The following is a 16,206-nucleotide window of genomic DNA, read 5'->3' as shown; positions in this document are numbered from 1 at the left end:
AATATCCTGTTTTCAAAGCGCTATTTCAACGGAGTAGTACTGATAGCAAAACCCTGTGCTTTGGGTGTGAACAGCAAGAATTGCTGATCAAGGTCGAACGTATTGCCACCCACCACAAAGTGCTCATAGAAGGTCACAGCGTTATCGACTACATATGGCCCTTCACTTAGATCAAGCGAGGTAGCGCCTAAAGAGTCACCGGTGGAAATGCCAATAAACGCCCCCGCAGCTGAAAGACCGTTATAACCGATATTGATCCTTCCATCTTGAAACAAGGTAATTTGCAAGGTGTTAGACCCACCATACTGGAAATGTGGAACACGGTCCCATGTCACCACAAAACGATCTGCCATTTGCTTATAGAACACTGCGCCTCCCCGCCCTGGGTGCAAGTCATCAAAGAATGCGGCAATGTTGGGTTGACCCGTAAATACGCTAAATGATTCGGTATAGGTTCTGTCCCCATAGGCAAAACTCAATCGACCGTTTGAGTTGACATACACGCCGGTATATGTACTTCCAAACAGAGGGAAACTAAAACCATCGGAGAAACTAACGTAGTCAAAGTCGTCGTCAGACTGGCGCAGGTTGCTCCCATACTCTGGATCAAATGTGGCACTTTGGATAATGATGTTACCCATGTTTGTCTCTGCGCCGCGCACTGGCGATACACGCGCGGACAAACCGGTAAACGTTGTACCATTGATTTCTGCCGAGGCTGAACAGGTTATAGGAGACACGGTGGCTACACCTTCAACAGAAAACGCCCCCCCAACATCAGACAAACCAACCGCTTCTAAACAGGTGATTTGGGCAAATGGTACAGGAGCCCCATCTTGGTCAATGACCAACCCAGTAACTGTCGTGCCAGGGTCTTCAATCACGTTGATGGTTACCGGGGTACTGATGGTAATGTTCCCCCCGAGATCGCTGGCTTTCACTTCGAACGTCATTTCGCCAATCACGTCTCTGGGCAATGGGTAATTGAAAAGATAGGGCTGACTTGTGTCCCTCGAGTGGAACTCGCCATTGACCAACAACTGGACATCGGCGACGAAAATGTCGTCTGACACATCTGCCGCTATTCTCAGCACCTCACCCTGAACAAATTCAAGCCCCGTTTCCGGTGCAGTTATCTCTGATTTAGGTGGAATCCCAGCGTTGTCTTCGATATGGCGGTATTGCGCAATCATCAATGCCGTGTTGCCGACAGAGCCGTAGTCGCTGCTAACGACGTAATATTCAGATGAGACGTATACATATTGGTCATCCAACGCAATCCCCGTCCCCGCATAGTCCCCCAGCGAGGCCATGTTGATCGTACCGGGGAAGCTCGCATTTTCAGGGTCTCTCTTGTTCACATAAGGAATGGCATTGGGGAATAGTTGCTCGGCATAGAGTGCAAGGTTACCATTTACCGCTACGTCGCGAGGGTAGAACTCTCTACCAGAGAAGGTTTGACGTGGTTGCTCGATATTGGACAGGTCATAAATATGGTAACCGTTGGTGTAGCTGGCAATGTAGGCATAACCATCCGAAATGACAACTTCTTTCAAGTTGGACATGCGCACGCTGCTCACCACTGCAGGCACTGAAGGGAAGGTAACATCGATAATGAATAGTCCCGTTGTACTGACAGCGACCAAAACATTTCCGTCAACAGCAACAGACATGACGTTACCGACACCATTGACTTGGCCTATTGAAACAGGGAGCGTCCTGTCTGACACATCGAAAACCTGAATCCCACCCGTACTGTCAGCAAGGTAAACAACATCACCTTGAACCGCCAAATCTTGGGCAAGGCCCGCAGTTTCTGCCCCGCCAACAAACCGTGGGTTTACATTGTCTGATACATCGTAAATCTTCAGCCCTTTTCCACCATCGGCAACGTAAACAAATGCGCCGTCTTCAACCACGTCGATAGCCACACCGTCAGTGTCAATTTCCGCCGCGAGTTGGGGGTTTCTGCGGTCACTGAGATCAACCACTACCAAGCCGCTGTTTCCCGCAGCAACGTACGCAAAATCACCGGAGACATCTACGTTATTCGCATAACCCGGAATGTTGACAACAGATAGCGGCTCAGGATTAAACCTGATCACATTGGCGTCCAAGGTGGCGGAGAAATCCTCATGAGTAACGGTGATCTGGCAAAAGCCTTCACCGGAACCAAACACCACTCCTGCGTCGAGACCGAAGTTACAAACTGAAAGATCGCTGCTTTGATAGTTTGTGCCTCGTCCACGGCTCGTTAAATCAATGGTGTTGCCATCAATAAGGCTTGCGGTGAGGGTGACTTGCTGTCCAACGCCTTCTGGTTCGATGGTATTGTTGTATAGCGTAAAGCTAAGCGGCTGTATCGCGTATTCAACAATGGCTTGTGTGTAATCATGATCATTGGGGTCAGACGGATCTGTCGATAACACTACTTCAAGCCCGTCATTGAGGCCATCACCATCTGTATCCTGCAATAGCGGATCACTGACATAGCCATCTTCCCCTGGGTTCACTTCTTCTCCATCGGAAATACCGTCGCCATCAGTATCCGCTACACGAAGATCAGTGCCAAGGCGAAACTCCTCCAACGCGGTCAAGCCATCCTTGTCAATGTCTTCCAGTGCATCGATTGGGTCCGATGGGTTAAGTCCATTTTGACGTTCAAATTCATCAGGAAGGCCATCGCCATCCTGATCTCCCCCGGTACTCACGATAACCCTTTTAGCAGCAAGGACCCCATCTTTGCGCACACTGATCAAAGCAACGCCATTGCTTCTGGCGATAACAACACCCGCTTCATTCACTTCAGCAATTTGATCATTTGACGTCGAATAGTTCGTCCCTTGCTCTGCAGAAATATCAACAACACCTCCGTCTTGGTATGTCGCCAAAACAGACAGTGCATATTCTTCTCCAATCTCCCGCAAAAAAGTGGGTTCAGTAGAATCAAAGGCTAAACTTACCGGTATTGCGCTCAACGTATCAAAGCGTATATCTCCCACTTTGGTCACGCCATTGCGCGCCACAGAAAAGTATTCACTTTGCCCAGAAACAGTACTTCCGTCCTCGTAGGTGCAAGTCGCTCGCGCGCGAATTTGCCCCATATTTGAAGGTACATTCGGTAACGCCCATCCACCGTCCTCAGAGACTTGTATTGTTCTGTTGAGGATGTTGATAATGCAGTGTTGGTCGAGCTTCACCTCGCCTGCATAGGTAAATGATGTTGTTGAGAATAGTGCCAGCGCCAAAGCCTGACATTTTAGCCCTAGTTTCATGGGGATTACCTTGCCTTCATTTATTTTTTCGCATACGGACAAACATCCATACCGCTGTTAAACCAATAATGAACAACACCAAACCAGCTATGAAAGTCATCTTTAATGTCCAACTCTTGCAGCCACGCTCAATTACCGCGTTTTGTGGAAAGTCCGGATCGACATAAACACGAATTGGCTTATTATTCACGTGATACCACACCAAATTTTTCGCTGCTGAGTAACGCTCAGCTCTGTCGTAGTTGACAGTCCAAGAGTAGCGGTCAGAATAATAGTACTTACCTAGATATTGGTACTGATAATTTACTTTTGGCGCATAGGATATACGACGGCGACGATCCATATCATAATACTCAAGTTCATCTATCTCAGCCTCTACCAAAATAGCACTTGTCTGCACCCAACCCTTTGAAAAAATACATCCGTAAAACATTCTAGCGGCAGATCCACCAATGATATACAGCAATATAAAGAGTACGACAAACAAAGCTCCGTATAATAATTTCTTTATAGAACCTGACGTTTTTATAGATTTCTCTCCAACTCACTTGAAAAAATATCGTTGTAGAAAAATAGATAATTTTGGTCCCAGTTACTTCCGTATATCAATTTCTTCGAAGTTTTGTCATATGACAATGCTTGAATAGGATATTCCTTACCAGATGTAATTATCGGTCGAAACAATATAATATCGGTATCAGTCCCTTTTACTGCGCCTAGTATTTTGGCTTTTTCCCAAGACGTAATGAATTGGACAACAGCATGTGGACCATAAAACTTAGAGTAGACATTCGGTTCAGAAAACTCATTTACATACAAACCGTCTAGGTCTTCCCTACCTGTTAGGTTTGTTATGAATGTCGTAAGCTCAGTTCTGTCTTCCGTGTTTGCCGCAAACGACTTATTATGTATATCACATAGCTTTAGTCCTATTTCTTCTTTGACTTCACTACATTTCTTAAATTCTATCTCATGGTTAATCGGTGATAGCCTGAGTGAAATCTCAAGTCTAGGCTCCTTTGCACTCCCCATCGCACTATATTTGTTTGATAGTAACAATGTTGTGACGTCTTTTCCGCCTACGATATCGCTTTCTTTTTCCCCATAAATTCTATTTGACTCAAGGTAAGTAAAAAGAAATAACTCCAACATATCGGTCGTTTCATTCTTGTCAAATAAATCCCAGATAAGTTTGCATTGTTTTTCACAAACTACGTTTTGCTGCCAGCCAAATGATTGCTCACCTTTCGCTTTTAGTTTTATATCAAAGCTGGTAAGGCCTCCCCATTTTTTAACTGCTACTACTTCAGCTTCTTCCACCTTGGCAAACTGGTCGAAATTAACCTGCTGCCTTTCCAACATACTTTGTACTTTTCCAAAACTTCCATCCTTGCGATAGAACAGATGTTCGATACCATCAATCTTATTGTTCTTCAATCGCCAAAAGTAATTTGATATGACATCAATCGGGGATTTAGGGTTTTTAAACTCGATTAGTGGTAATACATATCTGGAAGTATTGATACTTCCTGACGCGCTCAACGTATCAATGCCATTATTTTTTGCTATAGCCCAATTGGATTCTTGGGCATAGGCTTTAGTATTAACAAAGCTTAATACAAGTAACACTAGGAAAATTCTGAAAAAAATCATCACTTTTTAATCCTACCCTTTATAGCGAACACGACCCTGAGGTGCCTTCAAACAATTTGATCGGCTCAGGTTTAACCTCATATTCAAGTTCTAAAACCCAGAATTTAAACTGAACCTTTCCGTGGGCGAAGGCTTGCATTGGTTCCACCTTGTACACGCACGACCCCGTACCGCAACTGTTGTATCCAGCTTCCGCTTCTGCACCGGTCTTCACCCCGCCTTTCAGTTCGCCAGATGCACCTTCGTCAACTTCCCAACATTCTTTGTATTTAGGATCCTTACGCCTTTCTTTGTTGTAGAAGTTACAGTTTTCCGCTTCACTATCCATATTCCAGGATTGAACGGCAGCAGTTGCCCCACCTTTTAAACCAATCTCACCAGAACCGCCTCCTTTGGCTACCAAACTAAAGCAGTTGTCTTCATCACAACCCAGGCGCTCCGTATAATTCACCACTGGTGCACCGCTTACTTTTACCTCGCCATAGGGACCTAAGTTGAAGCCGGCGTACAACCGAGATCCATCGGTTAAGTATTTGGTATAGTTGGGCAACTTAATTGGACCCTGAGCGCTCAACGATCCTTTGAGTTCCAACTGGCCTTCATATTTGTTTTCAATTACCGGTTCAGTCTGCGTACAGTTTGCGCAGCAAGCTTCACCTTGCTCCATCTGCAACTCACCAGATAAATCGACGGAACCTTTAACGGGGGAGGTTCTGTTGATAACGTCAAACGCTCCCTGCATCACCTTAAACCAACTTTCCACCGTGCCAGGTATGGCGACTTTAAACACCTCTTTAGTTTTGCTCGCCTCACAGTGGTTGCCACAACTACCATCTTTACAGGTAAAACAGGCCTTATTAGGGTCAGAGCCGTCCCAACAAGAAAGTCCTTCTTTGGCGGCATCTGGAATTTTTTCTCCTTCCATGCATGTTGCACATACAGTGTCTTCCGGCAAGATGTCACTGTCATTGGCTTCAAAGCCAACGGATGTACCAAGGCAAACGGGGCTTTTGCAATCACCTTTTTTGTCGTCTTCAGGTAGGTCTTCTGGCGCTGCTACAGCCCCTTTGCAAAGCAGTGTTTGGCAATCCTTCTCTACTTGCATCTCTAGTGGTAACGGATTGTTTGCCTGAGCAGGGTCTTCGACACACGTGTCATTTTCACACTTTTGGCACAACGGACAGTTGTGGGCCGTGCCGCTGCCACCAGGTTGAGAGCCACAGTGCCAGCCAGCCTTTACCACGCCGACACCGGGGTTTGACGTTAACGTTGAAGCATCTTCACTTACTGTGCCTAGGCCAATGGAAACAAACTCTTCAAGATCATGGTCATAAGAGTACATTTCAACTTGGGAACCCGGTTCATGGCCGTCGACATTGGGTAAACTCAGCTTAGCTGGCGGCCAGAATTTGGCCCCCGCGGGTTGAATGGTTACGATAAATTGAGGCTGCATCCCATTGGGTGGAGCCATCGGCACGGTTGCGGCATTTACGGATGTCACCGACACATACCCTTCGCGCGAACCGTCAGGAAAAGTTACTGAATCCTTGGCTATTTCCAGCTTGAAACCCGGGTAATTGTCGAGCGTCAGGACAACATCTTCTGAGCCCGCCAACACCGCATTTTCAGTGTCTAATTTCACCATATAGATAGGCGACGCCAACGGATTGTCGACACCTGCTACGGTCACAATATGGTAGCTGAGCGTTGGGTACTCTCCACTCAGCCAAGCAGTAGAGCCGTCTGCAATCAAATGTACCGGACCAACAGGCACTTGCTCCAATACAAACCTACCATCGTAATCGCTGGTTACGGTGCGATCCGTCTTTTCAATCCGCAAGGTAACACCAGGGACTGGTTCGTCCTGGTTGTTTAGGATTACCCCTGAAATTGATGTTTTACCAGGGTCGGAAGCAATGAATGCGCTTGCCATAAAGCCTGCAGTCAATGTCTGGCCTTCAGGGCCATCGATCAGAACTGCTTGGACACGCTGGGCATCTAATCCTTCCAGCTCCCCAAGTGTCAGTTGCGCAGAAGCTCGGCCATCCGCATCCGTAACTGTCGCGTAGATAGCCTCTTCATTCTGGAATACCCCTTCGCCTTTGATCACACGAAACTCTACGCGGGCACCCTGCACCGTATTTGCACCTTCATCGGTGACCGCCACAATAAATGGCGCGGGTAACGGCTGACCGACCACGCCACGTTGGTTATTCCCAGAGTTAACGCTAATTTTGTTACCATGGAGAGAATGTGCGGAAGCAGCAAAACTCAACTCATTGTCATAACCAACGGCTTTGGCCTGAACTTTGTGATTGAGTACCCCAGTTCTGTGCCCCAGTTTAAATGCAACCGTTGCGATTCCTTGAGTATCTGTAACCGCAGCCAAAGCACGCGTGTATGTTGAACTGTCTGCAATTACGGTACCCGAACCCTGCACCACGCGGAAAATAACAGACTCTCCAACCACGGGCTCTCCAGCGTCATCAATTACGCGAACAACAAGATCTTGAGATAAGTTTTGGCCTATCACGCCAGATTGATTCTGGCCCGCAACAACTTCGAGCCTCGCACCAGCCAACACTTTATAAATAATGGTACGTTCGATGGTCGAGGTATTTCCGGCTTGGTCGACAGCAGTGATAGAAAGCACATTTTCGCCTTCCTCTAATCTTATATCTGTCGCTGCATAACTTCGGTTTGATACCTCCGCAGGTTGACCGTTTACCGCCACTCTCGCTTGCTGCGCTTCAACCGTCCCCCGAACTATATCGTTGACGAGTCCAGTAACCGTAATGCGATCAGAATGAACAACTTGACCATCTACATGGGAATCCACAGTGAGATAAGGAGGCGTAAGATCTAGGGATACCGAGATAGAATCGGTCATTTGCTCCCCACGTCGGTTCGTAGCCCTGGCGACTACAGTATTGAACCCTTCTTCCAACTCAACATAGGCTTCAAACACTTTACCCTCGGGCTGAATAGCCACCCCATTGATTGTTAGGGCTGAGGCGCTCGCACTCACTGTACCCTTTACCAAAACTGGGGAACTGCCTACAGTGATTAGCGTCTCAGGGGTTGTGATATCGACTTCTATCTTTGTACTGATCTCTCCATCAAAACGAACTCCCCCCAAGTGCATTGCTCCAGTCCAACTCTGGGCTATAACGGTACCCATCAAGTTGCCAGTCGACGCGTTAATCGAAGCGATTGGAGCTAAAACACTGCCTTCTACGCTGACACCTCCAAGATTTAGTGTCTGGGCTTGGTAGAAATTGAACAAGCTTTTGCTACGGTGAGGAATTAGGTCGGAAAAACTGAGGTTTTGAACTCGAACTTGGTTACCGTCAACGTTAAAGACTAAGGAAGCGCCTTCAGGGATATTTTTTACAGAAAAAGTGTGTGCTCTTGAAAGCTCCTCGCCTGAGATTTGGAAAACTTGTAGCGGAGATTCACCGTCACCTTTGAGATAGAGCCCTCCCCACTTAAACTCAACTGAGCCTACCGTTTCTAGCAAAGACACTTCCTCGGCGAGCTCAATATAAGCATTTCTACTTGCATTAATCGAATACGAAAGAGGACTGTTTTCTATTTCGGTTCCTGATGGCAACCCCCAAATAACCGACTGAGTGATTCCAGAAATATCACCCGCGACTCGCACTTTACCGCGATAGATACGCCCAGAGGTATATCGGGCATCACCTTCAACCAAAAGGCTATATTCGGAAGCGGTTGCGCTTTCTTGTGTAGCAACGCTATATCCTCCAAGACTCAGGTCACCACCAATGGCCAATGCGCCATTTGCATTCCCGCTGGGCGCTTCGAAATTTCCAAATATGTATGCGGAAAAGTCGTTAGCTTCGTTCAATGGTGAAGGGGTTGTTTGTGCAAAAGCTCCCAAAGAAATGAACAAGCCCAAAATAAAAATATGACAAAACTTGTGAAAGATTTTCATCAGATAATCTCCCACAAACTTAACAAGACGAACGACCTCATTTTTCACCCAAGTCAACTAGAAAAAACGGTCGAACCTTCACACAATCGCAACCTCCACACCACACAAGAGTATACATTTTCAACAACGATACGATTGGCGTATCAAATAGCCAATAAAGACATTTTTATCAATTACATATAAACTTCCATTTAACCGCAAAAAGTACAGGACAATGTATCTATTGCCCGACACTCTAAATTTACTCTTTTCGGTCAAAGGTGATTATTGAGCCCGTCGCGATTCTAGGTTTTATCCCCCTAACCCTATATGTCTATTCCATATGCAGATAAGCCGGCTTTCCGATAGATAAGAGCGCGTGACCTTAATCTTAATGCCTTAGAAGTTGGCGGATTTTTGCGGTTGTTTAGGTCCGTTGCCTTTTCGGCTTCGTTGGGCAACGTAGTCTCGTTGCGCTGAACTTAGGCAATAGGGTTTTACATCCCCATCTCCGAAGGTATATTCCGAATACGTAAAAGCCCGCTATTTCTAGCGGGCTTAATATAAAGTGGCGAAGACATAGGGATTTACTCGGTCGCAATCTCCCTTGCCCTTCGGGCCGTTGCCTACTCGGCTTCGCCGGGCAACGCTGTCTCGTTTCACTCGGCAGAACCTAGGGTCTAGGGTTCTGCATCCCTATCTCCACAGGTTTATTCCAAATACGAAAAAGCCCGCTCAGTGAGCGGGCTTAATCTAATGTGGCGGAGAGATAGGGATTTGAACCCTAGATACGCTATTAACGTATGCCGGTTTTCAAGACCGGTGCTTTCAACCACTCAGCCATCTCTCCGTAAGTGCGGCGAATATTAACGGGGTCGTGGAATGCTGTAAACCCCTTTTCTGCACATTCGCGGTTAAGTGCCTCTTTTTTAAACGCATCGACTACATAAGACCCAAATTGCACCGAACTCAAAGCCAAAAGACGCAACTTCAACGCTGAAAGGCGCAATTAACCCTCTGATTTAGCCAGTTTCTCAAGGTTGTGACTACACTGATGAAAAAAGCCTTGAGTTATTGATAGGTGTATCACTTTGATAACCGAAGAGATGAAGGCACTTCCTGCTTAACATTGAACGTCGCAGAAAGGTCTGAAGGTCATCTCGTGAAGCACAAGGTAATTGGCCAACGAGAAGAGAGACAACAATGAAAACTTCAGATTTGTTTGTACGTGCGCTGGAAAATGAAGGTGTCGAATATATCTACGGCATTCCGGGTGAAGAAAACCTCGATTTTCTGAACTCGCTAAAAGACTCCAAAATTGAACTGATCCTAACGCGACATGAGCAGGCAGCCGGGTTCATGGCGGCAACCTACGGCCGTTTAACCGGTAAGCCTGGCGTTTGTCTCTCAACCCTTGGTCCTGGTGCAACAAACTTTGTGACTGCTGCTGCCTATGCGCAACTCGGTGCGATGCCGATGATCATGCTGGGTGGCCAAAAGCCAATTCGCAAGAGTAAACAAGGCCGCTTCCAGATTGTTGATGTGGTCAATCTCATGAAGCCAATTACCAAATACTCCGAGCAGGTGGTCGATGGTAATAACGTCCCTGCTATGGTGCGCGAATCATTCCGTGTATGTAAGGAAGAGCGCCCCGGCGCAGGTTATCTGGAACTGCCGGAGGATATTGCGGACGAAGACTCAGGTGCGACGGTGTTCGATGTCGTTGAGCACCGCAGACCTGATGCGAACGAAAAATGCCTCGACCAAGCGGCGGAAATGATCAAAAAGGCCAAAATGCCGCTGTTACTGATTGGTGCAGGTGCAAACCGTAAACGCTCAAGCCGCGCACTCAAGGAGTTCATCGATAAAACGGGTATCTACTTCTTCAACACACAGATGGGTAAAGGTGTGGTGGATGAGCGTCATGAGCGTTTTATCGGTACTGCGGCTCTTTCAAGCCACGACTTCCTGCACTGTGCGATTGAAAAAGCTGACCTGATTATTAACGTGGGTCACGATGTGATCGAGAAGCCACCGTTCTTTATGGAGAAAGGTGGCACCAAGGTTATTCACATCAATTTCTTTGCCGCACGCACTGATGAAGTTTACTTCCCGCAGCTTAACGTTGTGGGCGACATCTGTTCTTCAGTAGGTCGCTTAACAGAGAAAGTCGGTGGGCTGTCGCAAGACATGAGCTACTTCGGCCGTGTCAAAGCCCACGTTGATGAGCGCACCACCAAATACTTTGAAGATCGCCGCTTCCCTATCCTGCCCCAACGTTTGGTGAAAATCCTACGTGACCAGCTGGATGATGAGGACATCGTCACCCTCGATAACGGCGTATACAAAATCTGGTTTGCACGTAACTACCAATGCCATACGAATAACACTCTGCTGCTGGATAATGCACTGGCAACCATGGGGGCAGGTTTACCATCAGCCATGGTGGCGAAGCAGCTTTATCCCAACAAAAAAGTTGTGTCGGTTAACGGCGACGGCGGCTTTATGATGAACTCGCAGGAGATCGAAACTGCAGTGCGGATGGGGCTGGATCTGGTGGTCATCATCCTAAACGACAGCGCCTACGGCATGATCAAATGGAAGCAGGAAGGCATGGAATTCGACAATTTCGGTCTGGATTTCGGTAACCCTGACTTTGTGAAATACGCCAACAGCTTCGGAGCAATTGGTCACCGTCCCGATAGCCACGACGAGTTCCAGTCAATTCTGAAGCACGCTCTGAACAGCCCTGGCGTGCACCTTATCGATTTGCCAGTGGATTACTCACTGAACCATTCCATTTTGAATGTTCTTATCAAGGAAAGCCGTTCAATCGGATAAAGGGAGAGTGTAAACATCATGTCTGAACTGAACGTCTATCGCCCCTATGATGGCGGTTTGATTCGGTCGCTGCCAATGCAGACAGCGGACGATGTCGAAACAGCGCTGGCGACTGCTCACGCGCTGTTTCTCGACAGAAGCGCGTGGATGCCACCGCATCAACGCATCGAGATTCTGGAAAAGACTATAGAGATCATGTCATCGCAGGTGGAATCTCTCACCCGCATGGCAGCGGAAGAAGGTGGTAAGCCTTACATCGACTCTAAAGTAGAAGTGCTTCGTGCTATTAACGGTGTAAAGCTGGCCATTGAACACATTCCGCAGATCAAAGGCGAGCAGATCCCGATGGGACAAACTGCAGCTTCCGTGAATCGTATGGCTTTTACGATTCGTGAGCCAATTGGTGTTGTGGCTTCAGTGAGTGCTTTCAATCACCCACTCAACCTTATCGTGCATCAGGTAATTCCTGCACTAGCGGTGGGTTGCCCTGTGATTGTAAAACCTGCTTTGACCACACCTCTTTCTTGTCTGAGGCTGGTTGAAATTCTGCATGAAGCTGGCTTACCCAAAGGTTGGTGTCAGGCATTGGTGTGCGACAACGAAGCGTCGAGCAAGCTGGTTTCTGATTCGAGGGTTAACTTTCTTTCATTTATTGGTTCAGCCAAAGTCGGCTGGATGCTGCGATCGCAACTCGCACCCGGCACGCGTTGCGCGCTGGAACATGGTGGCGCAGCTCCTGTCATTGTTGATGACAGCGCCAATATCGATGAAGTTGTGCCTATGCTCGCCAAAGGCGGCTTTTACCATGCTGGCCAAGTTTGTGTCTCGGTTCAACGCGTGTATGCACAGCAGGGATTCTGTCGTGAACTCGCGGTCAGACTGGCTCAGGCTGCAGAGAAAATGAAGGTCGGCGATCCACTGGATCCGGACACAGAAGTCGGCCCGTTAATTCTGCCACGCGAAGTGGATCGCGTTGATGAGTGGGTCAAGGAAGCCGTGAAAGGCGGTGCTGAGTTACTTTGTGGTGGCGAAAAAATCTCTGAGAGCTGCTATGCCCCTACAGTACTGCTGAATCCACCGGATGATGTTCGTGTTTCCCAGATGGAAATCTTCGGCCCTGTGGTGTGTGTTTATTCTTATGCGGACAAACAAACGGCAATCGATCGTGCTAACGGCCTGCCATACGCTTTCCAGGCGGCGGTGTTTACCAATGATTTGGAAGATGCTTTAAATGTCACACAACAGCTCAACGCGACAGCTGTTATGGTTAACGACCATACCGCATTCCGCGTCGACTGGATGCCTTTCGGTGGCCGTGATGCATCTGGCGTGGGCCTTGGCGGCATTCAGTATTCCATGCATGAAATGACGCGAGACAAAATGCTGGTCTTCAAGAGTAAGCACTTGTAATTCAGCACTACTATGCAATCCCTCTGACTCACCCTTGTTGAAGAGTACATTCCTCAATATTGGGTGAGTCCTTCTCTCGGGTTGCCCCTTCCCTATTGAAGTCCCGTCTTATCAGGTAGCTTGGGCAAAATGTCTTATAGTTAAATCAGGTGCATCAATTTCACAATAAGGGAGACGGCGTGAATATCCGAGCCAGGGCGGTTCTCTACACCGCATTCATTTTTACGGCTGTCATTCTTGCTTTCATTACTCTGGCATTTGGCTATCTGGCTGATGCCCGTAAAGAGGAGATGAGTTATCGCGCCAAAGAGCTCGCAGAGCTTGTGTCTGTTACCTTCGAGATCCCACTGCTTGAAAAGAACCACACTATTATCCGAGATATGACGGATCGCTTCGTTGCTCACGAGGATTTGACCTATTTAACGATTGACCAAGGTGACTCGCTGATAGCACACAGCCGAAGCCTGGATACACCCGAGGATGGTATCACCGTGGTGATCAAGGAGGTTGAAAGTGATGAAGGTAGACTCGGCACCGTGATTGTTGGCTATCGCAATCATTACTCTGACAACATGGCGTCACCCATCGGGCAGATGCTCATTTGGGGCACCAGTGGCATTGGCCTTTTTGCCATCGTGGTGATTTATATCTTGCTCTACTCCATCACACGACCGTTAAGGAAACTTCATCAGATTAAAGAAAACGGCGAACCAACATCCAGATTCAGCCTGTTCGATGTTGATGAAATAGAAACCACGGTCAATGAAGTCAATCAATTACGGAAAAAGATGGACAGGAGCTACAACAAACTTCAATCCTCTTTGCGCGACCATGAGTTTTCCCATCAACAAACCCAAATTCTCGAAGAACGAAGCCAAGCTATTTACAACGCTTCCTTAGACGCCATTGTTGTTGTTGATGATCAAGACACCATCATTGAATTTAACCCAATGGCAGAGCAGCTATTTGGCTGGTCGAGAGATGAAATACTTGGCCTAAGACTGGCGGAAACCATCATTCCCGAAAGACTGCGCGAGAACCATATTATGGGGATGCAGCACTTAATCAAAACGGGTGAAGGTCCAGTACTTGACCAACGTATCGAGCTGCCAGCAAAGCGCAAAAGCGGACGTGAGTTCCCGATAGAAATTTCCATCTCGTCGGCAAAAACCAAGAGTGGCTATATCTTTGTTTCGTACATCCGCGATATCTCGCTTCAAAAAGCGCGGGAAGAAGAACGGCAGCAAGCTGTTCAGGCATTTGAAATGGGCTTTCCTATGCTGATTGCCGATGCCAAAGGCCATGTTGTTCGCATCAACCAAGCTTTCTCTGACATGTTGGGATTTAAACCAGAAGATGTGATTGGTGAAAAGCCACGCTCACTAACAGAAAATCCCACAGACAAGCCCTTCCATACGAGGATATGGTTATCACTTTTAGGACGTGGATTTTGGGATGGAGAGTTGGAGCTTAGACATAAAACCGGACATGTGATTCGCGTAAAATCGAAAATGAAGTCACAGCGTAACGAAGGCGATGAAATGCAGTTCTATGTCGCTCATTTTGAAGTGCTAGGCGACTATCACCAAGACGTTGAAGCAGAAACTTATCTTGAAGATGAAAAACAAAGCCCGCTATAGCGGGCTTATTCATTCTTAGACTTTTAGAAGGTTACAGCGCGATAAACACGCCAGCCAACGCGGCACTCATCAAGTTGGCCAGCGTTGCTGCAACCACTGCGCGGAAGCCAAGCTTCGCCACATCCTGACGACGCTCTGGAGCCATGGCACCGATAGAACCGAGGTTAATCGCGATAGAACCAATGTTGGCGAAGCCACACAGTGCAAAGGTCACGATGATTTGGCTGTGCTCAGACAGGGTGTCCTTCACATTAACGAAATCCATAAAGGCAACGAACTCGTTCAGAATCGTCTTTTGACCAATCAATGCACCCGCACTCAGCGCTTCATTCCAAGGAATACCTGCTGCAAATGCCAATGGAGAGAACAGGTAACCGAAGATCAGTTGCAATGTCAGGCCTTCATAGCCAAACCAAGCCCCCACAATCTCGAAGCCTGCGTTTACCATCGCAATCACGCTGACGAAAGCAATCAGCATGGTACCAACAGCAACTGCCACCTTCACACCGTTCATTGCTCCGGATGCCAACGCATCAACCGCGTTAACATCAGCACTTTTTTCCAGCTCGATGTTTGATTGTTCAATCGCGACTTCACGCTCTGGCACCAGCATTTTTGCCATGAGAAGACCACCTGGCGCAGCCATAAAGCTCGCCGCAATCAAATATTTCAGTTCTATCCCCAACGCAGCGTAGCCACCCAGCACAGAGCCAGCCACAGAAGCCATACCACCCACCATGATGGCAAACAGCTCTGAACGGGTCATGTTCTTCAAGAATGGGCGGATAACCAGTGAAGACTCACTCTGGGAAAGAAAAATGTTGCTGGTCGCAGCCAAAGACTCAACCTGAGAAGTGCCCAGAAGACGTCTAATTGCACCCCCAATCACTTTGATTAGCCATTGCATGATTCCGAGGTAGTAGAGAAGAGAAATGATGGCAGAAAGGAAGATGATGAGAGGAAGAACGCGGATAGCAAAAATGAAATTACCGCTTGCTAAGTCACCGAAAACAAAACCAATACCTTCGTCCGCAAAAGCTAATAACCCTGAAACGCCGTTGCTGATTGACCCGAGAAGAGATTGACCAAGAGGGAAATAGAGAACCAACGCGGCAAAACCGGCTTGAAGGAAGAAAGCGCCGAGAACAGTTCGCCAATTAATGTCACGACGACTGTCTGAAAGTGCGTAAGCACACGCCAACAGGGCCAATACGCCGGCCAAGCTGTAGATGATTTGCATTATGTTACCTTGCTTATGTATCTGGATTTTGGCGGGTTTTGATTAGACGCGCGCAGACAAAGGCAACATGGCAGGAGGCTACAGATGCTGTCTTACCCAAAGGCGAATATCAAAGGCCCGTAAATGCTCACAGTTACGCTGGGCCCAGTTCCTTGGGGCAAGTTTCCATTTTGCAGCCGATTGAAAGCTTGGTTATTCACGCTAATCGTT

8 protein-coding genes, 1 tRNA gene and 1 other RNA gene are annotated in these 16,206 nt (G+C 47.6%); 3 read left to right on the top strand and 7 right to left on the bottom strand.

Going from position 1 to position 16,206, the window contains the following annotated elements; translation table 11 throughout:
• Nucleotides 1-20: 20 nt before the first annotated feature.
• From GCE9029_RS03335 to GCE9029_RS03310, 6 genes are all read right to left on the bottom strand, one after another.
• Nucleotides 21-3,275: an NIDO-like domain-containing protein gene (locus GCE9029_RS03335; RefSeq protein ID WP_062661020.1), complete on the bottom strand. Its 3,255-nt coding sequence runs from the start codon at nt 3,273-3,275 to the stop codon at nt 21-23.
• Nucleotides 3,276-3,291: 16 nt separating this feature from the next.
• The gene (locus GCE9029_RS03330; RefSeq protein ID WP_062661019.1) at nt 3,292-3,762 is read right to left on the bottom strand and encodes a DUF3592 domain-containing protein; all 471 of its coding nucleotides are present in this window, start codon (nt 3,760-3,762) and stop codon (nt 3,292-3,294) included.
• Between the two features lie 38 nt (nt 3,763-3,800).
• Nucleotides 3,801-4,904, bottom strand: coding sequence for a hypothetical protein (locus GCE9029_RS03325; protein WP_231870025.1), 1,104 nt, complete (start codon nt 4,902-4,904; stop codon nt 3,801-3,803).
• 43 nt (nt 4,905-4,947) lie between these two features.
• The gene (locus GCE9029_RS03320) at nt 4,948-8,886 is read right to left on the bottom strand and encodes a choice-of-anchor A family protein (protein WP_062661017.1); all 3,939 of its coding nucleotides are present in this window, start codon (nt 8,884-8,886) and stop codon (nt 4,948-4,950) included.
• Between the two features lie 548 nt (nt 8,887-9,434).
• A non-coding RNA gene (locus GCE9029_RS03315) (RtT sRNA) lies at nt 9,435-9,580 on the bottom strand.
• A 44-nt stretch (nt 9,581-9,624) separates the two neighbouring features.
• Nucleotides 9,625-9,715, bottom strand: a tRNA-Ser gene (locus GCE9029_RS03310).
• A 353-nt stretch (nt 9,716-10,068) separates the two neighbouring features.
• Between GCE9029_RS03310 and GCE9029_RS03305 the strand changes: the two genes are divergently transcribed.
• The 3 genes from GCE9029_RS03305 (at nt 10,069) to GCE9029_RS03295 (ending at nt 14,756) form a co-directional block, all read left to right on the top strand.
• Entirely contained in the window at nt 10,069-11,706 is a 1,638-nt protein-coding gene (locus GCE9029_RS03305) for an acetolactate synthase large subunit (RefSeq protein WP_062661016.1), read from the top strand.
• A gap of 18 nt (nt 11,707-11,724) precedes the next feature.
• Complete coding sequence (locus GCE9029_RS03300) at nt 11,725-13,116, top strand: aldehyde dehydrogenase family protein (protein WP_062661015.1); 1,392 nt, start codon at nt 11,725-11,727, stop codon at nt 13,114-13,116.
• A 179-nt stretch (nt 13,117-13,295) separates the two neighbouring features.
• Complete coding sequence (locus tag GCE9029_RS03295; RefSeq protein ID WP_062661014.1) at nt 13,296-14,756, top strand: PAS domain-containing protein; 1,461 nt, start codon at nt 13,296-13,298, stop codon at nt 14,754-14,756.
• A 31-nt stretch (nt 14,757-14,787) separates the two neighbouring features.
• Here GCE9029_RS03295 and GCE9029_RS03290 read toward each other — a convergent pair whose 3' ends face one another.
• The gene (locus GCE9029_RS03290; RefSeq protein WP_062661013.1) at nt 14,788-15,996 is read right to left on the bottom strand and encodes a NupC/NupG family nucleoside CNT transporter; all 1,209 of its coding nucleotides are present in this window, start codon (nt 15,994-15,996) and stop codon (nt 14,788-14,790) included.
• Nucleotides 15,997-16,206: the final 210 nt, after the last annotated feature.

Origin of the sequence: Grimontia celer (genome assembly GCF_900055185.1) — a bacterium.
GTDB lineage: Bacteria > Pseudomonadota > Gammaproteobacteria > Enterobacterales > Vibrionaceae > Enterovibrio > Enterovibrio celer.
Note: the sequence above shows the minus strand (reverse complement) of the source record. Positions and strands in the feature narration are given on the sequence as shown.

Bases quoted from the DNA above. Each gene is read 5' to 3' on its own strand.
- GCE9029_RS03335 (WP_062661020.1), bottom strand. From the start codon at position 3,275: ATGAAACTAGGGCTAAAATGTCAGGCTTTGGCGCTGGCACTATTCTCA.
- GCE9029_RS03320 (WP_062661017.1), bottom strand. From the start codon at position 8,886: ATGAAAATCTTTCACAAGTTTTGTCATATTTTTATTTTGGGCTTGTTC.
- GCE9029_RS03305 (WP_062661016.1), top strand. From the start codon at position 10,069: ATGAAAACTTCAGATTTGTTTGTACGTGCGCTGGAAAATGAAGGTGTC.
- GCE9029_RS03300 (WP_062661015.1), top strand. From the start codon at position 11,725: ATGTCTGAACTGAACGTCTATCGCCCCTATGATGGCGGTTTGATTCGG.
- GCE9029_RS03290 (WP_062661013.1), bottom strand. From the start codon at position 15,996: ATGCAAATCATCTACAGCTTGGCCGGCGTATTGGCCCTGTTGGCGTGT.